Raw genomic sequence first — 25,394 nt, 5'->3', positions numbered from 1 at the left:
TGTGTCATGTTCCTAGTTTTTCGCGCATGAATCCTTCTGTTACTTCACGGGGATTCTGATACACTACGCGCCCATTTCCTCTGTTGAGACCTTTCTATGCCATTTTCTAAGCTTGGTTTAAGCGCATCGATTGCTGATGCAGTAAAAGCGCTAGGTTATGAAAAACCCACTTCTATCCAACAAAAAGCCATTCCAATCGTATTGCGTGGCCGCAATTTAATTGCAGCAGCGCAAACGGGCACAGGTAAAACGGCCAGTTTTGTTCTGCCAATCTTAGAAAAGCTTAGTCGAGGCGAAACGCAACGTAAAAAACGCGCTCGGGCGATTATCCTAACTCCAACACGCGAACTTGCGCTTCAGGTTCATCAAAGTATTGAAGCTTATGGTAAAAACTTACCATTACGCTCAATGGCGATGTTTGGTGGTGTGGATTATGCACCACAAAAACAAGCCTTGATCGAGGGTGTCGATATTGTGGTAAGCACGCCTGGGCGCTTGATTGATCTGTACGGTCAACGCGCGATTCACTTTGATGAAGTGGAAATGCTAGTGCTTGATGAAGCCGACAAAATGTTGGATATGGGATTCATCGATGCGATCGACAAAATCGTCGACTGTATGCCAGAACATGTGCAAAGTTTGCTGTTCTCAGCGACGTTATCTAACCCTGTTCGTGACTTGGCGAAAAATGCGATTATTGATCCTGAAGAGATCACGATTGCAAAGCACAGTGCCTCAAAATCAAATATTAAACAGTGGATCACGACCGTCGATAAAGATATGAAGTCGTCGCTGTTAAGTCACTTGCTTAAAGAAAATGACTGGTCGCAAGTACTGGTATTTATTGAAACTAAACACGGTGCAGCCAAACTGGTAAGCCAACTTGAGAAACGTGGCATTGTGGCAGAAGCATTCCACAGTGGCCGTAATCAGCGTGTTCGCCAGGAATTAATAGAAAAGTTTAAAGCGGGTGAAATCCAGTACTTAGTCGCAACCGGCGTTGCTGCGCGCGGTATTGATATTGATAATCTGCCAGTTGTCATCAACTACGATTTACCTTACCCAGCGGATGAGTATGTACATCGTATTGGTCGTACAGGTCGTGCTGGCGCGAAAGGTGAGGCGATATCACTGGTTTCAAAAGACGACTTTAAGAACCTCTGCATGATTGAAAGCCGTTTAGGGCACTTGCTAGAGCGAGTGGAAATTGAAGGTTTTGCGCCAAGAAAGCCAGTACCAATTTCAATTTTAAATTACGTGCCTAAGAATAAACGTAAACCGCACGATAAGCGCGAATCAAAATAGCCAGTTTATCCCATGATCTAAAAGCCGCATTCTTGCGGCTTTTTGCGTTTTTAGGCATCCAATAATGTAGCCATCGCGACGGTTTCTATTCGGTAATGAGGAAAAAAGTTAATCAGTGTCATACGCTTAACACGTAAAGTGAATCAAGGTGCGTTAAGCTTTTGTCAATTATCTGTCCGCAGGTTTGCACAAGGTAAGGAATGGGCGCAAACTTTTTTGCTTGCTAATGAATGCATAAGATGGGGCACAAATGAAAACAGGTGATAAGCAATTCGCCGTTATTGGTCTTGGCCGATTTGGTTTGGCAGTGTGTAAAGAGTTACAAGATTCAGGCGCTCAAGTTTTAGCCGTTGACATCAACGAAGACAGAGTTAAAGAAGCCGCCAGTTTTGTTAGTCAGGCGGTTGTGGCTAACTGTACTCACGAAGAGACGGTTGCTGAGCTCAAACTTGATGATTACGACATGGTGATGATTGCCATCGGAGCGGATGTCAATGCCAGTATTCTTGCGACATTGATTGCTAAAGAGGCGGGAGTAAAGTCAGTATGGGTTAAAGCCAACGACCGCTTCCAAGCTCGTGTTCTGCAAAAAATTGGCGCAGACCACATTATCATGCCTGAGCGTGACATGGGGATACGTGTCGCGCGTAAAATGCTCGATAAACGGGTTCTTGAGTTCCACCCATTAGGCAGTGGCTTAGCTATGACGGAGTTTGTGATTGGCTCTCGTTGGATGGGTAAGACACTAAGTGATTTGGCTCTGTGCAAAGTCGATGGCGTGCAAGTGCTAGGGTTTAAACGGGGCCCAGAAATTACCAAGGCACCTGACCTTAATACCACACTAGAAATTGGTGACCTAATTATTGTGGTCGGCCCTCAAGATGCGCTCGCAAATAAATTAAAATCGCTATGACGTATTTTCATCAGAAAGGTGTTTTTTACGCACCAGATGGTAAACAAGAGAAAGCGAAAGGCAACGAACCGCGAATTATATTGCTCAGTTTTCTCGGTGTTTTACTGCCTTCTGCGGTATTGCTAACCTTGCCAGTTTTTTCTGTTACGGGCCTGTCGATAACGGATGCTTTGTTTACCGCAACGTCCGCTATTAGTGTGACAGGGCTTGGTGTTGTCGATACTGGGCAACACTTTACGCTTGCGGGTAAAATCTTGCTGATGTTTTTAATGCAAATCGGCGGGTTGGGGCAGATGACGTTGTCGGCAGTCTTACTCTATATGTTCGGCGTGCGTTTGAGTTTGCGTCAACAAGCGCTGGCGAAAGAAGCATTAGGGCAAGATCGGCAAGTCAATCTAAACCGACTAGTAAAGCGGATTGTTGTTTTCGCGCTTGTTGCAGAAACGGTCGGGTTTATTTTTCTCTCTATCCGCTGGGTCCCTGAAATGGGCTGGAAGACTGGTATGTTTTACGCCTTGTTTCATGCAATTTCTGCATTTAACAACGCTGGGTTCGCGCTGTTTTCTGACAGTATGATGAGCTTTGTGAATGATCCGTTGGTTATCTTTACACTGGCGGGGCTATTCATTTTTGGCGGGCTTGGTTTTACTGTTGTGGGTGACATCTGGCTAAACTGGCGCAAAGGTTTCCACTTTTTGCATCTTCACACCAAAATCATGCTGATTGCGACACCGATATTGCTCTTAGTCGGAACGATGATGTTTTGGTTACTTGAGCGAAGCAACCCAAACACAATGGCGTCTTTACCTGCAACAGGGCAATGGTTGGCGGCATTCTTTCAATCTGCGAGTGCTCGAACGGCAGGGTTTAATAGTGTTGACTTGGCGTTGTTTACCCAGCCAGCCTTACTGGTCATGATTGTTCTGATGTTAATTGGAGCGGGTTCCACCTCAACGGGGGGCGGTATTAAAGTTTCCACATTTGCTGTTGCGTTTATGGCTACGTGGACCTTTTTACGCCAAAAGAAACATGTGGTTATGTTTAAGCGAACCATAAATTGGCAAACTGTGACTAAGTCATTGGCAATTATCGTTGTGAGCGGAGCCATCCTGACAAGCGCAATGTTTTTATTGATGCTTACCGAGAAGGCCAGCTTTGATAAGGTTATGTTTGAAACCATTTCCGCATTTGCCACAGTGGGGCTCACCGCCGGTTTGACTGCGGAACTTTCTGAACCTGGTAAATACATTATGATCGTGGTGATGATCATTGGTCGTATTGGGCCGCTCACGCTTGCCTACATGTTGGCACGTCCTGAACCTACCTTGGTCAAATACCCAGAAGACGCCGTTCTTACAGGTTAATATAGCGTTAAACAATGGCCGCGCGACCATTACGAGCATTGATTAATAGCAGTGCTCGTACATTTATAGAATATGTGGAATGTTGCCCAGTTTTACCTACAAATTCGTAGAAGTTCATTTCTTCTTCCTTTCGTTTCGATACTATTCATTCACTCAATTTATATTCTCAGAAGCTACGCTCATAACAGCGTTTTGGAATCCGACGCTTTTGTAGTGTGACACCAAACTACGTCGTGTTATCTGAGCGAATTGATACCAGCCTTCGTCAATAGTCACTCAGTCTTACTCTATGCCCATAGGGTTACTTTGTGTTTGTTGTGCTTGGTATTAATTAACGAATCGAAAAGATGGAGTCGTACTTTGAAATTCAACACACTCGCCATGGCTATGCTAACTGCGCTTCTTGCGGGGAAGAGCATGGCAACTACTCCGCCATCACCGGTTTGGCATACTATTGCGTTGAGCGATGGTAGTTCCAGTGAGGCAATTCTACGTGGAACGGCAGATTTCCACTGGTTTGAAGATAAGCAGGGCAATGCCTTACTTCAGGAAGACGGCGTTTGGTTTTTCGCGCGGATTCAGCGCGAGTCAGACACGCCAATATTGATCTCGACAGGTGTGGTGAAAACGCAGTCGAGTGAGCCACCTGAGTCGGCGAGGTTTCGCCCGGATTTACAAGTTAAACCGCAATTATCTTCTCTAAAAACCATTGAACCGATGGCACGAAAAAACCTACTGCGTTCGGCGCAAGGTTACCAGGCGATGAGCAGTTCAACGGTGAAGCAGCAGCCCCTATTGGTTGTGCAAGTTTCGTTTGATGACCAAGCAATGGTGCACGATTTTGAGCAACGCGTATTTAATACCAATGGTCAAAGCGTTGTGGATTACTTTGATAAAAACTCTCAAAGTAAATTCAAAGTTGTTCCTGCACTTGAGAGTTACGGCACCGCCAATGACGGTGTGATAGATGTGACTGTGGCACAAAGCCACCCTAACTGTCACTCTAGTTCTACTGATAAGACATGCACCGCCAAGTTGAATGCGGTTTTCACCGAGGCTTATCAAAAACTGGATCCATACTTTAATCTTTCGGCCTACGACAGCAATCAAAATGGTACCGTAGAACCGTCAGAACTCTCTGTCATGTTTATTTTTGCGGGGGGCGATCGTTCAACAGGGGTTCTCAACCGTCCTGCTATTTGGCCGCACAAATTCTCTCACGATGATGTCACACTAGATGGTAAAAAGATCACAGACTATTGTGTGTTCGCTGACTATCAAGTTGATCATCAAGCGACCTTGGGCGTGATCGTACACGAGCTTGGCCACTTAATGCTTGGCTTACCGGATTTGTACGCAAGGAACAGTGATGCCTCGATCGGCTCTTGGGGCGTGATGGGTGGCGGTTCATGGGCGCAGAAACCGGGAGATTCATACGCTGGTGACACTCCGGTGAACATGAGTGCATGGAGCAAACACGCTGCTGGTTTTGTTGTACCAACGGTAACTCATGAAAGTCCAGCGCCTATTTCTGTGAACAACGACGATGTCAAGCTGGTGTATCTCGACCCGTACTTGAAAGAGTTTGGTCCACGTATTTACTTGGAAAATCGCACCTTTAGCGGTTACGACCGAGCATTGGCGGCTGAAGGTATCCTAGCGACGTCGGTCAATGTCCAGAACCGCTTTAATGATGTTGGCGCGATGCAGGTTCAAATCATGCAGGCTGATGGTCTGAATGAGTTAGAAAATGATGGTAGGAGTGACGCTGACGATTTATACCCTAATGGTGGCGATGTCATTTCAGATACATCGACCCCGGGTCTGAGAGCGATCACAGGGTTTGATACTGGGGGTCGTATTTCCAACATTGCCAGCAACACCAACGGCGGTAGCTTTTCTCTTGAGCATACAAACGAACCAAATAAATCAGCATGGCTGAACTCTCTTCATCAAGGTTATGTGTACGCGAGTGGGAGTAACACTCTGGCGGTGTCACTGGACTTGAATAGTGATACAGAGCTTGATGGTCTTCAACTTTACGCGCAAAGAGATAGCGCTCAAAGTGACATGACTTATCGAGTTTGGCGATTCCCATTTTCTGGAAACATTGGCTATCGATTAATATTGAATCAAAACAACGCTGAGCTTTTACAGCAAGGTAACTTCCAAAAGTCATCTCGAATTTTATTCCCCCAACCAAGCCAATTGAGTGCGGGTCAGCATTTATTGGTCGTTGAATTGGAAGGCGGTCAATTTGATGCAAACTTTGATTTCGGTCGCTTGCTAAAAACTGAAAAAGCCTCCCTACCTGTAATGTGGACTGGTGATTACAGTGAGATTGGCACGTTTGGTCTAGAAAAAGCCGGGTTCTCTTATATTCCGTTTGCAGCATTATTAAATGTGGATGCGAGCAACTTGGTTGAAGCGAAATCTGATTCGTTACAAACCAATAAAAATACGCCAATCAAACTGAACCTGATGGACAATGATTTCATGGCGGTAGGGTATCAGTTCAATGTGGACATTGTGCAGAAGCCTGAGCACGGCACCATCTCTGGCAACCAGTACCAACCTGAAGCTAACTTCGTTGGTCTGGACACTTTCCAATATCGTTTGTTGTCGGTTGATGGTGCGTACTCATCTTCAATCGTGAATGTGCAGGTGGAAGTGCTTGGCAGCAACGAAGCGCCAGTGGCTGTGATTGATGTTGATAATAAAGACATGACGGTTGGGCAGCGAGTCACGTTGTCTGCGTTAAATAGTACGGATGCTGATGGTGATGTGTTGAGTTATAAATGGGAGCAGTTGGCTGGCACTTCAGTTTCTCTTGGCAATGCAACCAGTGTTAGCACAAGCTTTACGGTGCCTCAAGGTGCAAAAGCTGGTGAGGTTCTGACATTCCGTTTAACCGTGACTGATCCTAGTAATGAAACGTCCAGTGCTACCGTCGATTTAACCATGAAAAACGCAGCGCCACTTACGCTTGCAGATACGGCGACCGTTGCCGTTGGTGAAAGTATTCTGATTGATGTAGCGAGCAATGATTCGGATGTGAACGGCGATAAACTGGTTGTAGAAAGTGTACAGAACGTAACGGGTGTGGGAAGTGCGAGTGTAGAGAATGGCAAAATCCGTTTTCAAGCACCGGATAGCCCTACTGACGGCATCAAGCTGCAATATACGGTTTCAGACGGTCATGGTGCCACTGCTACGGGTGAAGTTATCGTGACGGTTGTTGCTTATTTGAAGACAACGACATTCAAGAACTCTGAAGGTAGCGGCAGTGTTTCTTATTGGGCTTTGATGTTACTTGCAACATTAGGCTGGCGACGTCGCGTCTAAAACGGTATTGAATTGCGGTATAAGCCACTCACATTGAGTGGCTTATTTTTTATCTGATTTATTTTGGTTTCGTTCTCATTATCTTATGAGATGTGTTTCTCATTATTTTTAAAGCGATTTTTCTACTCTGCGGTTACCCTAGGGGCCGATTTTTATGAACTAAGGATGTTATATGTCTACCGAGGGCTTTTCTGTTTCGGAAATATGCCGAGAAGCGGCAGTGATGGTCAGAAGGAATCTACTCGCAATTGTTATTGCTTGTATTCCGTTGATTATCGTGCACTCAATTTTTGCTTTTATGTATCCTGAAATGACGGGGCAAGATCAAGCGAACGTTCAAGAAGGCAATGTCTCAGGATTTTATTTCGTCACAATTATTTTGTACCCACTTGTTGCCGCTATGGCGGCTGTGCGTGTGCATCGAATTTATTTAGCCGGCGATTACATGCACTCTGCGTTGGATGTATTTCGTTTGTCAGCTCGAGAATTCCGTTTCATAGGCTGGTGGATACTGTTTGGACTGATGATGATGCTCGTTATTGGTATCCCGATCTTTGTGTTGTCGTTTATCTACATTGCAGAAAGTGGTGAAGCCGACTTTGTTGCTATGGCTATTATCACAACGATTGCAAGCATTCCTGGCTATTGGGTAATGGCGCGATGGTCATTTGTGTTGCCAGCGACTGCAATGGATCATCAACCGCGCAGTTTGCGTCGTTCGTGGAACCAGAGCAGAGCATACAACAAACAAGTATTCATTTTGATGGGACTAATTCCATTGGGTGCGGGCTTGCTCAGTCAGCTGATCTTTAGCCACTTTACGAATCTCTTTATGTTGAGCCTCGTCGGTGTGGCCTATGGTATTTTTGGCGCGTACCAGCTGGCATTGTTATCGTTGAGCTATAAAACGGTAGTGGATATCGAACGCGCTCGTTTTGATACGCCATCACAGCCACCAAAAACGGGTGAAGAATTTTCCGCTTAACCCTTTGATCGTTTTTACATGCTACCTCCGTTTAGGAGACGGTCTGCGGCAGGTTGATACCTTCCTGCCGCTTTCGCGTTATTCACGCAAAATACCCATGCCCATTTCATGGCTGAATGAAAGGGACATTCACACGTATACTCACAACAGTACTTCTTTTTATTAAGGAACCCTACATGTCCATTTGGCAACGGGTCAATTTCACCCATCGCTTTAGTCAATTACCGTCAGCGTTCTATACGTTGGTCGAGCCACAACCCTTGGACAACACTCGCTGGGTCGCTTGGAATGGTGAGTTTGCACAGCAGTTTGGTTTACCAGAAGAGCAAAACGATGAGTTATTGGCGGTTTTTTCTGGGCTAAGTGAATTCGAACAATTTCGTCCTCTTGCGATGAAATATGCAGGCCATCAGTTTGGCGTTTACAACCCAGATTTGGGCGATGGACGTGGATTACTGTTGGCAGAAATTGAGCATCAGGATGGTACTTGGTTTGATCTTCACCTCAAAGGTGCAGGGCTAACGCCTTACTCGCGAATGGGGGATGGGCGAGCGGTATTACGCTCAACTATCCGTGAGTACTTGTGCAGTGAAGCCATGGCGGGCCTTGGGGTTCCCACGACACGTGCTCTTGGTATGATGGTCAGTGATACACCTGTTTATCGAGAAAAAACGGAATCGGGCGCTTTGTTACTTCGAATGGCTGAAACCCATGTTCGATTCGGTCACTTTGAGCATTTCTTTTACACCAACCAGTTAGCAGAGCAGAAGCTGTTGGCGGATAAGGTGATTGAGTGGCACTTTGCTGATTGTGCATCGGCGGAGAAACCATATGCCGCGATGTTTGACGCCATCGTGACTAAAACAGCCGAGATGATCGCATATTGGCAAGCTTTTGGTTTTGCGCATGGTGTGATGAATACCGATAACATGTCAATTCTTGGGCAAACTTTTGATTATGGTCCGTTTGGCTTTCTTGATGATTATGAGCCGGGATACATTTGTAATCATTCAGACTACCAGGGTCGTTACGCATTTGATCAACAGCCTAGAATTGCGCTTTGGAACCTGTCAGCACTGGCGCATGCGCTATCGCCACTCGTTGAACGAGAAGATTTAGAATCGTCGTTGAGTCAATTTGAAGTTCATTTAAGCCAGCAGTTCAGCCGCCTCATGCGTGAAAAGTTGGGCTTAAAAACCAAGATAGCGGAAGATGGGCGTTTGTTTGAAGCTATGTTTGAGCTTCTTCACCAGAACAAAACGGACTACACTCGCTTCTTCAGAACGCTTTCAAACCTTGATAATGCGCCTTCCCAAGCCGTAATCGATTTATTTCTCGACCGAGAAGCTGCGCGAGCTTGGCTTGATCTGTACTTAGCTCGGTGTGAGCTAGAGGTTGATGAACTAGGGGGCCTGATTTCAACCGAACAGCGTTGCAAACAGATGCGTCAAGCCAATCCCAAATACATCTTGCGTAACTACTTGGCTCAGTTGGCGATTGATAAAGCGGAAGAAGGGGACTTTAGCGAATTACACCGATTGGCCGAACTGTTAAAACGCCCATTTGATGAGCAACCCGAGTTTGATGATTATGCGAAATTGCCGCCGGAATGGGGGAAGAAAATGGAGATAAGCTGTTCTTCATAAATGGGTCATTTCCCACCCATTTATATCTTTTTCTTGGGTGGAATTCACTCGTTACACTTCGGATTCATGTTAACGGGCTTTGTTAATTTATTGAAATATATATAAATTTTAACATGGTCCATTAATTGCTCTTTGTTGAACATCCGTACCCATCGCCTAACACCTAGTTACTCATGGACGGGATGGGATGTGATTCAACAAGGAGAATAATAATGTTTAAGCCTCTAACTCTACTATCTGTCTCTGCACTTGCTGTTACCAGTTTTAATGCTGCCGCAAATTGTGACCCGGGTGAAACGGTCATCAAGTTTAGCCATGTAACGAATGCGGACAAACACCCTAAAGGCATCGCGGCTTCGTTACTTGAAAAGCGCGTCAACGAAGAGATGAACGGTAAAGTCTGTATGCAGGTGTTTCCTAACTCAACACTTTATGATGATGACAAAGTGTTGGAAGCGCTACTGAATGGTGATGTTCAACTCGCTGCTCCTTCTCTTTCTAAGTTTGAGAAATTCACCAAGAAGTACCGCCTTTTCGATCTCCCTTTCTTGTTCGATGATGTCGACGCGGTTGACCGTTTCCAAAACTCGGAAGCGGGTGAAAAGCTGAAAAATTCAATGAAACGTCGTGGCCTACAAGGCATTGCGTTTTGGCATAACGGCATGAAGCAAATGTCAGCCAACAAGCCGCTCATTTCTCCAACTGATGCTGAAGGACTTAAGTTCCGTGTTCAAGCGTCTGATGTACTCGTTGCTCAGTTTGAGCAGCTAGGTGCTAACCCACAAAAAATGTCGTTCAAAGAAGTTTACGGCGGCTTGCAAACTAAGGTTATTGATGGTCAAGAAAATACTTGGTCAAACATTTACGGCAAAAAATTCTTCGAAGTTCAAGATGGCATTACGGAAACGAACCACGGAATTCTGGATTACTTAGTTGTGACGTCAAACGACTTCTGGAAAAACCTACCAGATGATCAGCGCGAGCAGTTAAACACCATTATTCAAGAGGTAACTGCTCAGCGTAATGCTGAGTCAACCAAAGTAAACCTTGCGAATAAGAACAATATCATCGAAGCCGGTGGTGTGGTTCGTACTCTAACGCCAGAACAGCGCCAAGAGTGGGTCACTGCACTTCAACCAGTATGGAAGAAGTTCGAAAAAGACATTGGTTCTGACCTAATCGAAGCCGCTTTGGCGTCTAACCAAAAATAATAACACCTAGCACATTTAGCCCTCTCAAACTGAGGGGGCTCTTTCCCCCTACAGACGACGTGATGTAATTATGGAACAGACTTTTTTTGCCAAGGCTGGACGAATCACTGATGCCATTGAAGAGACTTTGATTGCTTTCTTCTTGGGTGCCATGACCTTGCTGACCTTTGCCAATGTCATCTTTCGTTATGTCTTTAACGACAATATTCTTTGGGCGCTTGAGCTCACCGTTTTCATGTTCGCATGGATGGTGTTGGTTGGCGCATCTTATGGTGTGAAAAAACACTTTCATATTGGTGTCGATGTCATTATTAACATCGTTCCGGAAGGTAAACGAAAAGCCCTGGCGCTTTTTGCAGCAATGTGTTGCTTAGCCTTCTCTATTTTGCTGTTAATTGGCGCTTGGAACTACTGGTATCCGTTCGCTACTGACCGAGCGTGGTATGAAACGGACGATATTCCGATGCCTGAAATACTCCAGTTCATGGCCGACTGGCTAAATGAGGGAGAGCGTTATGAAAAGCTGCCACGTTTTATTCCTTACTTCGCTTTGCCACTTGGAATGGCGCTACTAACGTTTAGATTTGTTCAAGTCACGTGGCAAATCGCTACTGGTAAGCTCGATCGCTTGATTGCAGGACATGAAGCGGAGGAAGAGCTCGAATCTCTTAAAGCTGAGATGAGTGACGCTGAAGACGTAATGGCTCCAAAGGCCTCGCAAGACGCTAAAAACAAGGAGCAATAAGCCATGGATATCTTATTTCTATTTTTGATGGTAATTGGCTTTATGCTGGTTGGCGTGCCAATTGCTATTTCGCTGGGCCTTTCCAGTGTTCTTTTCCTTTTAATGCATTCGGATGCCTCTTTAGCGTCAGTCGCTCAAACGCTGTTTAATGCATTCGCGGGCCACTACACGCTATTGGCTATTCCATTCTTTATATTGGCTTCAAGCTTTATGTCGACGGGTGGCGTAGCAAAGCGGATCATTCGTTTCGCCATTGCCATTGTAGGCTGGTTCCGCGGCGGTTTGGCGATGGCTTCGGTTGTAGCGTGTATGATGTTTGCCGCGTTGTCAGGTTCCTCACCTGCAACGGTTGTTGCCATAGGTAGTATTGTTATCGCAGGCATGATCAAAAACGGTTACTCAAAAGAGTTTGCCTCTGGGGTAATTTGTAACGCAGGTACGCTAGGGATTTTGATCCCACCTTCGATTGTGATGGTGGTGTATGCAGCCGCAACGGATGTGTCAGTTGGACGTATGTTCCTTGGTGGTGTGATTCCCGGTTTGCTGGCGGGTGTCATGTTGATGATCGCGATTTACATTGCCGCGAGAATCAAGAACCTTCCAAAGCAACCTTTTGTCGGTTGGAAAGAAACTTTTGATGCCGCCAAGGATGCAAGCTGGGGCTTGTTGTTGGTCGTCATCATTCTTGGTGGTATCTATGGCGGTATCTTTACGCCGACAGAAGCCGCTGCGGTTGCTGCTGTGTACTCATTCTTTATTGCTAACTTTGTATACAAAGACATGGGGCCATTTGCAGACAAGAAAAACACTAAACCTGCGCTCGTTAAAATCTTCCAAACCTTTGTTCATAAAGACACCAAACACACCCTGTATGAAGCGGGCAAACTCACCATCATGCTGCTGTTCATCATTGCTAATGCCTTAATTTTGAAGCATGTTTTAACGGAAGAACGCATCCCGCAAATGATCACCGAGTCGATGCTCTCGGCTGGTCTCGGACCAATCACTTTCTTGATTGTGGTGAACGTCTTGTTGTTGATTGGTGGTCAGTTTATGGAGCCATCAGGCTTGTTGATCATTGTTGCGCCGCTCGTGTTCCCAATTGCCATTGCATTAGGCATAGACCCAATTCATTTGGGCATAATGATGGTGGTGAATATGGAGATAGGAATGATAACGCCGCCCGTGGGTCTTAACTTATTTGTGACCGCTGGTGTTGCCAAAATGTCGATGATGAATGTAGTGAAGGCAGCATTACCCTGGGTTGGAGTGATGTTCTTATTCCTAATTATCGTCACATATGTACCATGGGTTTCGACTTGGTTGCCTACTACCTTGATGGGGCCGGAGATCATTACCAAGTAATGGAAGCCAGAAAGTAGAAAGAGGTGTGAGAATTCACACCTCTTCGTCTATTGACTTGTAACAAGTTTTGCGCGGGTCTGAATTAATTCGACGTTCATAGTGTCGCCACCTCTTTTTATTTTTGCGACGCTCTTCACCGAATCTTCTCTCTTCTTGATAGCAACCGTCTACGAGCACGGTATCTGTAACAATCGGTATTCTCACTTTTTCGTTCATATCTATAACAACCATGATAAATCCGTTGTTAAAAATTATGATTCAAGTTGAATATAATGCCAGCTATTTGAACGTGTTTTATTTGTAAAGGTCTTTATTTATTTGGTAGCGCTGCATCTTGTCGTAAAGGGTTTTTCTTGGCACATTCAATTGGCACATTGTCTGTTTAATACTACCGTTGTTTTCTAATAAAGCGCCTTCAATGGCTGCTCTCTCAAACTCCGCCACTTGCTCTGCAAGGCTTGAGGAAGACTTAGCAACTGGGTTCGATTCTCCCAACTGAATTAACTTACCCAATAGCACAAAACGCTCTGCAGCATTTCTGAGTTCTCGAACATTGCCAGGCCAGTCATGGCTCATCAGTTGCGCTAGATCTTGGGGTGACAAGCTAGGTGAGCTTTTGCCATAACGTGAAGCTGCTACCAACAGAAAGTGGTGAAAGAGGGCGGGAATGTCTTCTTTTCGTTCGCGTAGTGGCGGGAGATCCAAGGTCACGACATTGAGCCGATAATAGAGGTCCTGACGGAAAGTACCTTCTTCAGCTGCGTGTTTTAAATCGACCTTTGTTGCGGCAATCACTCGAATATCTAAAGGCAATAATTCATTGGAACCGACACGCTCAATCACGCGCTCTTGTAATACCCTCAATAAACGAATTTGGGCTTGGATAGGCATCGACTCGATCTCATCCAAGAAAAGTGTGCCGCCTTGTGCAAACTCAAATTTACCGATACGACGGCTTTCGGCGCCAGTGAATGCGCCTTTTTCATGGCCGTAGAGTTCACTCTCAATTAAGTTCTCTGGAACCGCTCCACAATTTACGGCGACAAAGTTTTGGTTCCGGCGAGAGCTTTGCTCATGTAAAGAACGAGCGATTAACTCTTTCCCTGTACCGGTCTCACCAAACAATAAAATATCGGCGTCGGTATCGGCGATTTGGGTGATGGTCTCTCGTAATATTTGGATGCTAGAGGTTTCACCAATAACTCGTGGACCAAGGGTTTTACTGGCTTTAAGTGACAGGCGCAGTTTTTCATTTTCATTGGTTAGTTTGCGCTTCTCAATCGCCCGCTTAACCGTTTCAACCAAATGTTCTGGCGCAAAAGGTTTCTCAATGAAGTCGTAAGCGCCTTGATGAAGGGCTTGCACAGCCATGGAAATATCACCGTGTCCCGTGATCATGATGACGGGTAAGTTTGCATCGCGTTGAGTCAAAGTTGTCAGCATATCCATACCAGAAATGCCCGGCAAACAGATATCAGTGACCACGACGCCAGCTTCTTCTCCTTGCTGCATCGCTATTAAAGCCGATTCTGCATCCACAAAAAACTTGGCGTCGATATCCGCCAGTTCAAAGGTCTGTTCTATAGCGAGTCTGAGATCGGCCTCATCATCAATAAAAAACACCTGACACATGATCTTATCCTTTTGATGGTTCAGTGTTGTAAGAAGTGATAGGTAAACACAATGAGAATCGAGCGCCGCCTTGTTCTCGATTATGGGCACATAATTTTCCATTCATACTGGCTAAGATTTGTTGCGAGATAGAGAGACCCAAACCTAAACCGTTCAGTTTAGTAGTTAGAAACGGTTCACATAAATCAGAAAGTGAGAAAGAGCCAAGCCCTGGGCCATTATCATCAACATGAATCCAAACCAAATCAGTGTGCTCATCGTGTTCTACAGATAATTCTACCTGTTTGTCTTGTTGTTCTTTGAGTGCTTCTATCGCATTAGTCAGTAAATTGACCAACACTTGCTCCAGTTGAATAATATTGATCTGCACTTCAACATCATGCTTTGGCAAATTTGTTTCTAACGTGACGCGCCCTGATTTAAATGCGGGCTTCATCAGTTCTTTTACAGAGGCAATCACAGGGAACAATCGAGATTGAGCCAACTCGTCACCACTGGTTTTTTTGGCGAAAGAGCGAAGTTGCTGACTGATATTTGCCATACGGTCAGTGAGAGCAGAAATGCGAGTGAGATTATCTTCCACTCGCTCATATTTTTCTTTTTTTAGAAACAGCTTGCCGTTCTCCGCAAAGCTACGAATTGCCGCAAGTGGATTATTCAGTTCATGGCTGATACTGGCTGACATTTGTCCTAACACCGCGAGTTTCGCTGCTTGCACCAATTCATCTTGAGTAACGCGTAAAGTTTGCTCGGTATCGATACGCTGTGCGATCTCAGCTTGCAACTCGGCAGTCCGTGCCATGACTTGATATTCCAACTTTTGATTGGCTTCTTGTTGAATTCGTTCAATTTGCAAGTGACGCTGTTGACGGTGATAGATAAGCTGACCAATTAAAAACAAAACCATGAATGCTAGAGTGAGTACAAAGATGTAACCCATGGTGAACCAAACGATCGACTGTTTAGGAGACAGCACACGAATTGTCAGTTTGAGTTCGGGAAGGGGCAGCGAAGAGACCACCAAGGTTCCTTTATTGTATGGGTAACCCTGTTTAAGCTCAGAATGCACCTCGTCCAAACTACCTACTAATCCAAGCGTTTCAATTGGCGCATCAAGATATTGTTGGCTTGCCCAAACTTGCTTTTTCTCTTTTTTTGTCAGTGGTTGTAAGCTTTTGAGTAGCCATTCACTTCGGCTACTCATGAAAACAATTCCGTATGGGTCGCTGGCGACAAAAACACTGTTAGGTTGCTGCCAGTTGTCCTCTATCTTACTTAGGTCCATCTTCACCACGACGACACCAAGTACACCGCCAGCGTATACGATGGGATAAGAATAGTAGTAGCCACGTTTACCAGATGTTGAGCCCAGTGCGTAGTATTGGCTTCGTTTACCTACAATGGCTTGTTTGAAATAAGGGCGAAATGCAAAATTGCGTCCAATAAAAGAGCGCTTTTTACGCCAGTTACTTGCTGCAATGGTCGTGCCCCATTGATCAATCAAATAAGTATCTGCTGCTTCAATAACGTTGTTCACCGATTCTAGATAGCGATTGGTGATTTCGAGTTGAGCGCTATTTGAAGGATTCAGTAGAGCTTCAAAAAGAGGATCATCTTTGGCTAAAAGATTGGGGATATGGGCGTATTTATCGAGTTTATTTTTTATATGGCCAGAAAACTGCTCCAGCTGTGATTGGTGTTTATCAAGTAGAGATTGATAACTGGTCTGCCAAACCCAATGGCCAACGATAATTGCGGACAGGAAATAGAAAGCAAAAAATGTCAGCAGAATCCGTTTTTTTTGCGACATCCTTACACTCCTTACAACTTCCTTTGGTCACGTAAGAAAATGTTAATAGTTTGTAGGAAGGATTAGGGATTTAGTTTTCAACTCTGTGGAGTAAAACAAGAGCAAGATCTCTTTTTAGGCTTTTCGATAAAAAAACCGGTCGATTCTCTTGAAAAAGTCGCTATTGTCCCCATTCTAGATATGCTGGCGATGCTTATACGGTGTCTGAATCGCATTTTTGAAGAAAAAATGGGTCAGCATTCGAGAATTTAGCGCAGACAATGTCCACATAGTGGCTATTGGCTCGACAGGGTTGCGACAGATCGCTAGAATGTCGCGTCTAAAAATTCTGTCCTGAGGCTAATAGGAGATACCTTTGGTTATTTTATCGAAGATATCACTGATTAGTCCGGTACTGACAACCAGTATCGATACTCGATTTTAAATTAGGTGTTCGGACAGAACACTACACAAGGATGAAGCGTAAGCTCCTCTGAGTTTCGCTCATACGCTCGGAAAACCGAGCCACTTTAGAGGTTTATATATAATGCAAGTTACTGTTGAAACGCTAGAGGGCCTAGAGCGCCGTCTAAACATTACTGTTCCAGCTGCAAACATCGAAGACGCTGTAACAGCTGAACTACGCAACATCGCTAAAAACCGTCGTTTCGATGGTTTCCGTAAGGGTAAAGTGCCTCTAAAAATGGTTGCTAAGATGTACGGCAAAGCAGTACGTCAAGACGTTCTTGGTGAAGTAATGCAACGCCACTTCATCGAAGCTATCGTTAAAGAGAAAATCAACCCAGCTGGCGCTCCAACTTTTGCTCCTGTAGAGAACAAAGAAGGTTCAGACCTAGTTTTCACTGCAACTTTTGAAGTTTACCCAGAAGTTGAGCTTAAAGGCCTAGAGAGCATCACTGTTGAAAAACCACTAACAGAAGTTAAAGATGCAGACGTAGAAGAGATGATCGATACTCTACGTAAGCAACAAGCAACTTGGGTTGAAGTTGAAGAAGCAGCAGAAGATGGCAAACGCGTAAGCATCGACTTCGTTGGTTCTATCGACGGTGAAGAGTTCGAAGGTGGTAAAGCTGAGAACTTCCCTCTAGAAATGGGTGCTGGTCGCATGATCCCTGGTTTCGAAGACGGTATCGCAGGTAAAACTGCTGGTATGGAATTCGACATCGACGTGACTTTCCCAGAAGATTACCACGCTGAAAACCTAAAAGGTAAAGCAGCTAAGTTCGCAATCAAAGTGAACAAAGTTGAAGCTCGTGAACTTCCAGAACTAAACGACGAGTTCGTTGCTAAGTTCGGTGTTGTTGAAGGTGGTGTTGAAGCACTTAAAGCTGAAGTTCGTAAGAACATGGTACGCGAACTTAAGCAAGCTGTTAAGAACCGCATCAAAGAGCAAGCGATTGACGGTCTAGTTGAGCAAAACGACATCAACGTACCATCAGCGCTTATCGAGCAAGAAATCCAAGTTCTACGTCAACAAGCTGCACAACGCTTCGGTGGTAACCCAGAAGCTGCTGCTCAGCTTCCACGTGAACTGTTCGAAGAACAAGCTAAACGTCGCGTAGTTGTTGGTCTTCTACTAGGTGAAGTAATCAAATCTGAAGAGCTAAAAGCGGACGACGAGAAAGTTAAAGCTCTAATCGAAGAAATGGCTACTGCATACGAAGATCCATCAGAAGTTATTGCTTACTACGAGCAAAACGAAGAAATGATGAACAACATGCGCAACGTAGCTCTAGAAGAGCAAGCAATCGACGCGATCATCGCTAAAGCACAGGTTTCTGAGAAAGAAGTAGGCTTCAACGAGCTACTTAACCAACAACAACCTGCTGCTTAATAAGCAATATCTTGCGTAGAAGGTTGACTTAACGTTAACTATTCTGCTAACAATGGTCCGTATGATAGTCATCATCCGGGCCATTTATTTTAGGGACATAAGAATATGAGCTACCAAGAAAAAAATGCAATGTCGCCAATTATGGACGCGCTAGTACCAATGGTGGTTGAACAAACTTCCCGAGGCGAACGCTCTTACGACATCTACTCACGTCTGCTGAAAGAGCGCGTGATTTTTTTAACGGGTCAAGTGGAAGACCACATGGCAAACCTTGTCGTGGCTCAGCTACTTTTCCTAGAATCTGAAAATCCAGATAAAGATATTTTCCTATACATCAACTCGCCAGGCGGCAGCGTAACAGCTGGTATGTCTATTTACGATACCATGCAGTTCATTAAGCCAAATGTCAGCACTGTGTGTATGGGTCAAGCATGTTCAATGGGTGCCTTCCTGCTTGCAGGTGGTGCGCCAGGTAAGCGTTACGTACTGCCTAACTCTCGTGTAATGATCCACCAACCATTGGGTGGTTTCCAGGGTCAAGCTTCTGATATCCAAATCCATGCTCAGGAAATCCTGACGATTAAACAGAAGCTAAACAAGTTGTTAGCAGAACATACAGGCCAACCTCTTGAAGTCATTGAGCGCGATACTGATCGTGATAACTTCATGTCATCAGAGCAGGCTGTGGAATACGGTATCGTGGATGCAGTGTTAAGCCACCGTGGCGAGTAATTAGCCAGCGCATTTTGGCAAAAATTGATATACACTCATTCATGAAGAGTAAAGGCTAAGAGGTTAGCGAATGACAGATAAAAGCAAAGAAAGTGGCAGCGGTAAATTGCTGTACTGTTCTTTCTGCGGCAAAAGTCAGCACGAAGTTCGCAAGCTAATCGCAGGTCCGTCAGTGTACATTTGCGACGAGTGTGTCGACTTATGTAACGATATTATTCGCGAAGAAATCAAGGATGTTCTCCCTAAGAAAGAATCTGAAGCGTTACCAACGCCAAAACAGATCCGTGAACACCTTGATGACTATGTGATCGGGCAAGATTACGCGAAAAAAGTGCTCGCAGTTGCGGTATATAACCACTACAAGCGTTTACGCAATGGTGATACAACGAGCGAAGGTGTGGAGCTTGGTAAGAGTAACATCCTTCTAATTGGTCCTACAGGTAGCGGTAAAACACTACTTGCGGAGACATTAGCTCGATTCTTGGATGTGCCATTTACAATGGCAGACGCGACGACACTAACCGAAGCCGGTTACGTAGGTGAAGACGTTGAAAACATCATCCAAAAGCTTCTGCAAAAATGTGATTACGATGTAGCTAAAGCGGAACGCGGCATCGTTTACATTGATGAAATTGATAAGATTTCACGCAAAGCTGAAAACCCATCTATTACGCGTGACGTATCTGGTGAAGGTGTTCAGCAGGCGCTACTAAAACTTATCGAAGGTACGGTTGCATCGGTTCCACCTCAAGGTGGTCGTAAGCATCCTCAGCAAGAATTCCTACAAGTGGACACATCTAAGATCCTGTTCATCTGTGGTGGTGCTTTTGCTGGCTTAGACAAAGTGATTGAGCAGCGTGTTGCAACAGGTACAGGTATTGGCTTTGGGGCTGAAGTTCGTTCGAAGAATGAATCGAAGACAGTAGGTGAGCTATTTACTCAAGTTGAACCTGAAGACTTAGTGAAGTACGGCCTCATTCCAGAATTCATTGGTCGTCTACCTGTAACAACAACACTGACTGAGCTTGATGAAGAAGCGTTGATTCAGATCCTATGTGAACCGAAGAACGCACTGACCAAGCAATATGCAGCATTGTTTGAGCTAGAAAACGCCGAACTTGAATTCCGTGAAGATGCGCTGCGCGCTATCGCGAAAAAAGCAATGGAGCGTAAAACAGGTGCTCGTGGCTTACGCTCGATTCTTGAAGGCGTGCTACTTGAAACCATGTACGAATTACCATCTGCAACAGACGTTAGTAAAGTCGTGATTGATGAGTCCGTCATTAATGGCGAGTCAGAGCCACTGCTTATTTACAGTAACACAGACAATCAGGCAGCTGGAGCAGAGTAAATTCAGCCATAATGAAAAAGGAGGTAAGTAATTACCTCCTTTTTTTATTTCTCTTATTGAATCCAAACAATTAGCCCCCATATACTGCCTTAAGTAATACGTTAAACGTGAAAGCGGAAGAGAGAATTATATGAACTTGGAACGTTCCGAGCGTATCGAGATCCCGGTACTACCTCTACGTGACGTAGTGGTCTACCCACACATGGTTATTCCATTGTTTGTTGGTCGTGAGAAATCGATTAGCTGTCTAGAAACGGCGATGGAAACCAACAAACAAGTTCTTCTTGTGGCACAAAAGCAAGCGGATACTGACGAGCCTACGGTTGACGACCTATTTGACGTAGGTACGGTAGCCACCATTCTCCAGCTCTTGAAGCTTCCGGATGGCACAGTAAAAGTATTGGTCGAAGGGCAGCAGCGAGCAAAAATCAATCACTTTAAAGAGAGTGACTTCTTCCTAGCAGAAGCTGAATTTGTTGTTACGCCAGAATTGGATGAGCGTGAGCAAGAAGTGATTGTTCGCAGCGCGATTAATCAGTTTGAAGGGTTCATTAAGCTAAACAAGAAGATTCCACCAGAAGTGCTAACGTCACTTAATGGTATCGACGAAGCCGCACGCTTAGCGGATACCATTGCGGCTCATATGCCGTTAAAGTTGGTGGATAAGCAGCAAGTGCTTGAAATTGTTGACGTCACTGAGCGTCTGGAATTCCTGATGGGCCAGATGGAATCAGAGATCGACTTGCTGCAAGTTGAAAAACGAATTCGTGGTCGCGTTAAAAAGCAAATGGAAAAATCTCAGCGTGAGTACTATCTGAATGAGCAAATGAAAGCGATTCAGAAAGAACTTGGTGAGATGGAAGACGCACCAGACGAGTTCGAAACGCTACAGAAGAAGATTGACGAATCAAAAATGCCTCAAGAAGCACGTGAAAAGACAGAGCAAGAGCTGCAAAAGCTTAAGATGATGTCTCCAATGTCTGCTGAAGCAACAGTGGTTCGTAGCTACATCGATTGGATGGTTAGCGTTCCTTGGGCTAAGCGCTCAAAAGTTAAGAAAAACTTAGCGAAAGCAGAAGAGGTTCTTAATGAAGATCACTACGGTCTAGAACGCGTCAAAGAACGTATCCTTGAATACCTGGCGGTTCAAAACCGTATCAACAAGCTAAAAGGTCCTATCCTTTGTCTTGTTGGTCCTCCTGGTGTAGGTAAAACGTCTCTTGGTCGTTCAATTGCTTCAGCTACAGGCCGTAAGTATGTTCGTATGGCGTTGGGTGGTGTGCGTGATGAAGCGGAAATTCGTGGTCATCGTCGTACTTATATCGGCTCATTACCAGGCAAATTGATCCAGAAGATGTCGAAGGTTGGTGTGAAGAACCCGCTGTTCTTATTGGACGAAATCGACAAAATGTCTTCCGATATGCGTGGTGATCCGGCATCGGCTCTACTAGAAGTACTTGACCCTGAACAGAATAACTCGTTCAACGATCACTACCTAGAAGTGGATTACGATCTCTCTGACGTTATGTTTGTTGCGACATCGAACTCGATGAACATCCCGGGTCCATTGTTAGACCGTATGGAAGTTATTCGTTTATCTGGTTACACCGAAGACGAGAAGCTGAACATTGCAAAACGTCACCTTGTTGATAAACAAGTGAAGCGTAATGGCTTGAAAGCGGATGAGATCGTCATTGAAGATTCTGCAATTATTGGCATCATTCGTTACTATACGCGTGAAGCGGGTGTCCGTAACTTAGAGCGTGAGATTTCTAAGATCTGCCGTAAAGCAGTGAAGAACATCTTGTTGGATAAGGACATCAAGTCAGTAACGGTAACGATGGACAACCTAAAAGAGTACTTAGGTGTTCAACGTTTCGATTACGGTAAAGCGGATGAAAGTAACCGAATTGGTCAAGTAACTGGCCTAGCTTGGACAGAAGTGGGTGGCGATCTATTAACGATTGAAACTCAATCAATGCCAGGTAAAGGTAAGCTGACACAAACGGGTTCTCTTGGTGATGTGATGCAAGAGTCTATCCAAGCAGCAATGACAGTGGTTCGCTCTCGTGCAGAAAAGCTAGGTATCAATACTGACTTCTACGAGAAGAAAGATATTCACGTACACGTACCGGAAGGCGCGACACCAAAAGATGGCCCAAGTGCGGGTACAGCAATGTGTACGGCATTGGTTTCTTCTCTGACAGGCAACCCTGTGAAAGCAGAAGTAGCGATGACGGGTGAAATCACACTGCGTGGTGAGGTTCTACCTATCGGCGGCCTAAAAGAGAAGTTACTTGCGGCACACCGTGGTGGCATTAAGACAGTGCTAATTCCAAAAGATAACGAGCGTGATTTGGAAGAGATTCCTGATAATGTTATCGCTGATCTGGAAGTTATCCCTGTACAGTGGATTGATGAAGTACTGAAAGTCGCACTAGAGCGAGACCCGACGGGCGTTGAGTTTGAGTCTCAAAAATAGTGATGTGTAGCAAAAATAAGTAAAAGTTTACGCTGATAAGCCCAAAAAGGCTTGTCAGCGTTTTTTTTGGGCGCTAAGTTAGTTTCGATAGCTGTCAGCCCTTGATGAATAAGGGGTGGAGCATATTTTCTTAACAATGGAACGAAAGTCATCACAAAAATAATCACAGATGACACAAAGGGGAAATTACAGTGAATAAAACTCAGTTAGTAGAACAAATCGCAGAAAATGCAGATATTTCTAAAGCGTCAGCGGGTCGTGCTCTAGATGCATTCATCGAAGCAGTAAGCGGAACTCTTCAATCTGGTGATCAAGTCGCTCTAGTTGGCTTTGGTACATTCAGCGTTCGCACTCGTGCTGCACGTACTGGTCGTAACCCAAAAACTGGTGAAGAAATCCAAATCGCAGAAGCAAAAGTACCAGCTTTCAAAGCTGGTAAAGCACTGAAAGACGCTTGTAACTAATCACGGCGTTATTTCTGTAACCGGCCATTTGCTTAACTTTTGCTCAAACAATAAGTTTCGAACAAAAATTTACAAACTTCGAGCCGAACTTTCTTAAATTATGCGCATCATACTGATGCGCATTTCTTTTTCTGATATTATTGCGCCATTATTTCTATTAGATAGAAGCAGTAGGCTTCAATTGTGGAGAGCAGTTAAATTATGATGGATCGACTACGCGAAGGCGTGAATAGCATCGCGGTCAAAATTATCCTTGGACTTATCATCCTGTCTTTCGTATTTGCAGGTGTAGGTAGCTACATCGTTGGTGGTAGCAACAACTCTGCAGCGAAAGTCGGTAACACTGAGATTCCTCGTGGTGAGTTCGAGATGGCATACCAAAATGAGCGTAACCGTATGCAAGCTCAGTTGGGTGACTACTTCTCTCAAATGCTGGCTGACCCTGCATATGTTGAATCTTTCCGCAAATCCGTTTTAGATCGAATGATCAATGACGTGTTGCTTGACCAACAAGCTGAAGCTTTGGGTCTGCGAATCAGCGACACTCAAGTGCGTAGCATGATTCTAGACATGCCTCAGTTCCAATCTAATGGTCAGTTTGATCAAGAGATCTATCAAGCTTCTTTGCGTCGTGCAGGCTTTTCGCCAGACTCTTTTGCTGAGTACATGCGTCGTGAATTGGTTCGTGAGCAACTGCTGAATGCGCTACAAAACAGTGAATTTATTCTGCCGGGCGAAGTACAAGCAGAAGGCAAGCTGTTCACTCAAACTCGTGATATTCGCACGATTCAGATCGACTTAGCGGAGTTCGCGAAAAATATTGAATTGACCGACGAAGAAATTCAAGAGTACTATAAAGCAAACCCAGACAACTTTACACGCCCAGAGCAGGTTAAAGTCTCTTACATCGAACTGTCAGCTGAAGCGCTAAAGGAACAAGTTAATGTTTCTGATGCTGAGGTGAAAAAGTACTACGACGAGCACTTAAACAAATACTCTTCAGAAGAGCAACGACGTGTCGCTCACATTCTTGTAGAAGGGGACGATGAAGCAAAAGCGCAAGCTATCCTAGATGAGCTAAACGCTGGTGCAGATTTTGCGACGCTTGCTCAAGAGAAATCTGACGATTTTGGCAGCGCTGAAAACGGTGGTGACCTAGGTTGGATTGAGCGTGATGTGATGGACCCTGCTTTTGAAGAAGCGGCCTTCGCACTGAAGAATCCTGGCGATACGTCGGGTCTAGTAAAGTCGGACTTTGGTTACCATATTATCAAGCTTGAAGAGCTAAAAGACTCTGTGGCGAAGCCATTTGAAGAAGTAGCCGCTGAAATCAAACAAGAAATGGTTGACCAACAAGCAGTTGATCAATTCTACGAGCTACAAAGCGAACTTGAGCGCGTAGCGTTTGAATACCCAGACTCATTGTATGATGCTTCTCAAGCGGTTAACCAAGAAGTGAAGACAACGGACTTTATTTCTCAGGTTGATGCACCTGAAGTGCTTCGTAGCCCTGCGGTAATGCAAGCTATCCTAAGTCCTGAAGTTAAAGAAGATGGCCTAAACTCTGAAGCTATCGAAGTTGCGCCTGAGCATATTATCGTTGTTCGTGTTGAAGATGCGCGTGACGAGACAGTTCTTCCACTAGAAGAAGTGAAAGATCAGGTTGTTGCAGAGCTATCTCGTGTTAAAGGTGAGCAAGAAGCGATGGAGCTTGGAACACAAGTCGTTGCGGCATTGAAAGAAGGTAAGACGAACGTGCTTGCTGAAAACAATCTTGCCTTTGGTGAACAAGAGACAGTAGATCGTCGTTCTCCGTTGGCAACAACGGTATTCGCGATGGCAAAACCAGTCGATGGTAAACCAGTATACGGTCAGTCTAAAGATCTTGAAGGTAACATCATTATCATCGAGCTTGATGCTGTAAACGCAGAGCTAGATAGTGAGTTAGAAGATCAAGTTGCGATGCAAATGCAGCGTGCATCTTCTCAGCAAGATTTATCATCTGTACTAGCCGTACTGCGTGCAAATACTGACATTGAGTACTTTGTTGTGAGCAACTAAGCACAATTAGTGTAATTTGTATGTTGAATAAAACGGACCGCATAAGCGGTCCGTTTTATTTTTGTCTTTATGAACTTCAATCATCAATAGGCATTACTTAAATTAGTGCGCGTTTAAGTGATAGCGGCCGTTGTGAATTCCGGGTCATC

The 25,394-nt window shown here is 44.8% G+C and carries 18 protein-coding genes and 1 pseudogene; 16 read left to right on the top strand and 3 right to left on the bottom strand.

What is annotated here, in order from left to right; translation table 11 throughout:
- Positions 1 to 96: 96 nt before the first annotated feature.
- The 9 genes from R7E42_RS14790 to R7E42_RS14750 all read left to right on the top strand — a co-directional run bounded on the left by R7E42_RS14790 (position 97) and on the right by R7E42_RS14750 (position 12,879).
- Positions 97 to 1,305, top strand: a complete 1,209-nt coding sequence (locus R7E42_RS14790) for a DEAD/DEAH box helicase (protein WP_005382264.1) — start codon at positions 97 to 99, stop codon at positions 1,303 to 1,305.
- Positions 1,306 to 1,555: 250 nt separating this feature from the next.
- Positions 1,556 to 2,218 carry a potassium channel family protein gene (locus R7E42_RS14785; protein WP_005388291.1) on the top strand — a complete coding sequence of 221 codons (663 nt, stop codon included), beginning with the start codon at positions 1,556 to 1,558 and terminating at the stop codon, positions 2,216 to 2,218.
- A complete protein-coding gene (locus R7E42_RS14780; RefSeq protein ID WP_262652546.1) occupies positions 2,215 to 3,582 on the top strand; it encodes a TrkH family potassium uptake protein in 1,368 nt (455 codons plus the stop codon). The genes R7E42_RS14785 and R7E42_RS14780 overlap by 4 nt, the downstream gene beginning before the upstream one ends.
- A gap of 360 nt (positions 3,583 to 3,942) precedes the next feature.
- Positions 3,943 to 6,927, top strand: a complete 2,985-nt coding sequence (locus R7E42_RS14775; protein ID WP_318072784.1) for a M6 family metalloprotease domain-containing protein — start codon at positions 3,943 to 3,945, stop codon at positions 6,925 to 6,927.
- A gap of 172 nt (positions 6,928 to 7,099) precedes the next feature.
- Positions 7,100 to 7,912 carry a sugar transporter gene (locus R7E42_RS14770; protein ID WP_151514620.1) on the top strand — a complete coding sequence of 271 codons (813 nt, stop codon included), beginning with the start codon at positions 7,100 to 7,102 and terminating at the stop codon, positions 7,910 to 7,912.
- A 176-nt stretch (positions 7,913 to 8,088) separates the two neighbouring features.
- The gene (locus R7E42_RS14765; RefSeq protein ID WP_053303268.1) at positions 8,089 to 9,558 is read left to right on the top strand and encodes a protein adenylyltransferase SelO; all 1,470 of its coding nucleotides are present in this window, start codon (positions 8,089 to 8,091) and stop codon (positions 9,556 to 9,558) included.
- 212 nt (positions 9,559 to 9,770) lie between these two features.
- Complete coding sequence (locus R7E42_RS14760) at positions 9,771 to 10,769, top strand: TRAP transporter substrate-binding protein (protein ID WP_017634784.1); 999 nt, start codon at positions 9,771 to 9,773, stop codon at positions 10,767 to 10,769.
- Positions 10,770 to 10,839: 70 nt separating this feature from the next.
- Complete coding sequence (locus tag R7E42_RS14755) at positions 10,840 to 11,514, top strand: TRAP transporter small permease (protein WP_005384308.1); 675 nt, start codon at positions 10,840 to 10,842, stop codon at positions 11,512 to 11,514.
- Between the two features lie 3 nt (positions 11,515 to 11,517).
- A complete protein-coding gene (locus R7E42_RS14750) occupies positions 11,518 to 12,879 on the top strand; it encodes a TRAP transporter large permease (protein WP_005382255.1) in 1,362 nt (453 codons plus the stop codon).
- A gap of 33 nt (positions 12,880 to 12,912) precedes the next feature.
- Here the strand turns inward: R7E42_RS14750 and R7E42_RS14745 are convergent, their stop codons facing one another.
- From R7E42_RS14745 to R7E42_RS14735, 3 genes are all read right to left on the bottom strand, one after another.
- Positions 12,913 to 13,095: a hypothetical protein gene (locus R7E42_RS14745; RefSeq protein WP_021034161.1), complete on the bottom strand. Its 183-nt coding sequence runs from the start codon at positions 13,093 to 13,095 to the stop codon at positions 12,913 to 12,915.
- 78 nt (positions 13,096 to 13,173) lie between these two features.
- Positions 13,174 to 14,511 carry a sigma-54-dependent transcriptional regulator gene (locus tag R7E42_RS14740; RefSeq protein WP_017819922.1) on the bottom strand — a complete coding sequence of 446 codons (1,338 nt, stop codon included), beginning with the start codon at positions 14,509 to 14,511 and terminating at the stop codon, positions 13,174 to 13,176.
- A gap of 4 nt (positions 14,512 to 14,515) precedes the next feature.
- Positions 14,516 to 16,321, bottom strand: a complete 1,806-nt coding sequence (locus R7E42_RS14735; RefSeq protein WP_318072783.1) for an ATP-binding protein — start codon at positions 16,319 to 16,321, stop codon at positions 14,516 to 14,518.
- Between the two features lie 39 nt (positions 16,322 to 16,360).
- Between R7E42_RS14735 and R7E42_RS14730 the strand changes: the two are divergent.
- The 7 genes and pseudogenes from R7E42_RS14730 to ppiD all read left to right on the top strand — a co-directional run bounded on the left by R7E42_RS14730 (position 16,361) and on the right by ppiD (position 25,245).
- Positions 16,361 to 16,573: pseudogene (locus R7E42_RS14730) on the top strand (hypothetical protein).
- Positions 16,574 to 16,847: 274 nt separating this feature from the next.
- Positions 16,848 to 18,155 (top strand): trigger factor, encoded by a 1,308-nt coding sequence (gene tig, locus R7E42_RS14725; RefSeq protein WP_318072782.1) that lies wholly within the window; start codon positions 16,848 to 16,850, stop codon positions 18,153 to 18,155.
- A 105-nt stretch (positions 18,156 to 18,260) separates the two neighbouring features.
- Positions 18,261 to 18,887: an ATP-dependent Clp endopeptidase proteolytic subunit ClpP gene (gene clpP, locus R7E42_RS14720; RefSeq protein WP_005382347.1), complete on the top strand. Its 627-nt coding sequence runs from the start codon at positions 18,261 to 18,263 to the stop codon at positions 18,885 to 18,887.
- 70 nt (positions 18,888 to 18,957) lie between these two features.
- Entirely contained in the window at positions 18,958 to 20,238 is a 1,281-nt protein-coding gene (clpX, locus tag R7E42_RS14715) for an ATP-dependent protease ATP-binding subunit ClpX (protein WP_318072781.1), read from the top strand.
- A 130-nt stretch (positions 20,239 to 20,368) separates the two neighbouring features.
- A complete protein-coding gene (gene lon / locus R7E42_RS14710) occupies positions 20,369 to 22,720 on the top strand; it encodes an endopeptidase La (RefSeq protein WP_005382343.1) in 2,352 nt (783 codons plus the stop codon).
- A gap of 191 nt (positions 22,721 to 22,911) precedes the next feature.
- Positions 22,912 to 23,184 carry an HU family DNA-binding protein gene (locus R7E42_RS14705; RefSeq protein ID WP_005382341.1) on the top strand — a complete coding sequence of 91 codons (273 nt, stop codon included), beginning with the start codon at positions 22,912 to 22,914 and terminating at the stop codon, positions 23,182 to 23,184.
- A gap of 201 nt (positions 23,185 to 23,385) precedes the next feature.
- Entirely contained in the window at positions 23,386 to 25,245 is a 1,860-nt protein-coding gene (ppiD, locus tag R7E42_RS14700) for a peptidylprolyl isomerase (RefSeq protein WP_318072780.1), read from the top strand.
- Positions 25,246 to 25,394 lie beyond the last annotated feature (149 nt).

The organism is Vibrio sp. Vb1337 (assembly GCF_033338715.1).
GTDB classification, from domain to species: domain Bacteria; phylum Pseudomonadota; class Gammaproteobacteria; order Enterobacterales; family Vibrionaceae; genus Vibrio; species Vibrio alginolyticus.
The sequence above is the reverse complement of the archived record's forward strand: the minus strand, read 5'-3'. Positions and strand labels throughout refer to the sequence as shown.

Coding starts and splice junctions, on each gene's coding strand:
- R7E42_RS14790 (WP_005382264.1), top strand. CDS start 97: ATGCCATTTTCTAAGCTTGGTTTAAGCGCATCGATTGCTGATGCAGTA.
- R7E42_RS14785 (WP_005388291.1), top strand. CDS start 1,556: ATGAAAACAGGTGATAAGCAATTCGCCGTTATTGGTCTTGGCCGATTT.
- R7E42_RS14780 (WP_262652546.1), top strand. CDS start 2,215: ATGACGTATTTTCATCAGAAAGGTGTTTTTTACGCACCAGATGGTAAA.
- R7E42_RS14770 (WP_151514620.1), top strand. CDS start 7,100: ATGTCTACCGAGGGCTTTTCTGTTTCGGAAATATGCCGAGAAGCGGCA.
- R7E42_RS14765 (WP_053303268.1), top strand. CDS start 8,089: ATGTCCATTTGGCAACGGGTCAATTTCACCCATCGCTTTAGTCAATTA.
- R7E42_RS14760 (WP_017634784.1), top strand. CDS start 9,771: ATGTTTAAGCCTCTAACTCTACTATCTGTCTCTGCACTTGCTGTTACC.
- R7E42_RS14755 (WP_005384308.1), top strand. CDS start 10,840: ATGGAACAGACTTTTTTTGCCAAGGCTGGACGAATCACTGATGCCATT.
- R7E42_RS14750 (WP_005382255.1), top strand. CDS start 11,518: ATGGATATCTTATTTCTATTTTTGATGGTAATTGGCTTTATGCTGGTT.
- R7E42_RS14745 (WP_021034161.1), bottom strand. CDS start 13,095: ATGAACGAAAAAGTGAGAATACCGATTGTTACAGATACCGTGCTCGTA.
- R7E42_RS14740 (WP_017819922.1), bottom strand. CDS start 14,511: ATGTGTCAGGTGTTTTTTATTGATGATGAGGCCGATCTCAGACTCGCT.
- R7E42_RS14735 (WP_318072783.1), bottom strand. CDS start 16,321: ATGTCGCAAAAAAAACGGATTCTGCTGACATTTTTTGCTTTCTATTTC.
- tig (WP_318072782.1), top strand. CDS start 16,848: ATGCAAGTTACTGTTGAAACGCTAGAGGGCCTAGAGCGCCGTCTAAAC.
- clpP (WP_005382347.1), top strand. CDS start 18,261: ATGAGCTACCAAGAAAAAAATGCAATGTCGCCAATTATGGACGCGCTA.
- clpX (WP_318072781.1), top strand. CDS start 18,958: ATGACAGATAAAAGCAAAGAAAGTGGCAGCGGTAAATTGCTGTACTGT.
- lon (WP_005382343.1), top strand. CDS start 20,369: ATGAACTTGGAACGTTCCGAGCGTATCGAGATCCCGGTACTACCTCTA.
- ppiD (WP_318072780.1), top strand. CDS start 23,386: ATGATGGATCGACTACGCGAAGGCGTGAATAGCATCGCGGTCAAAATT.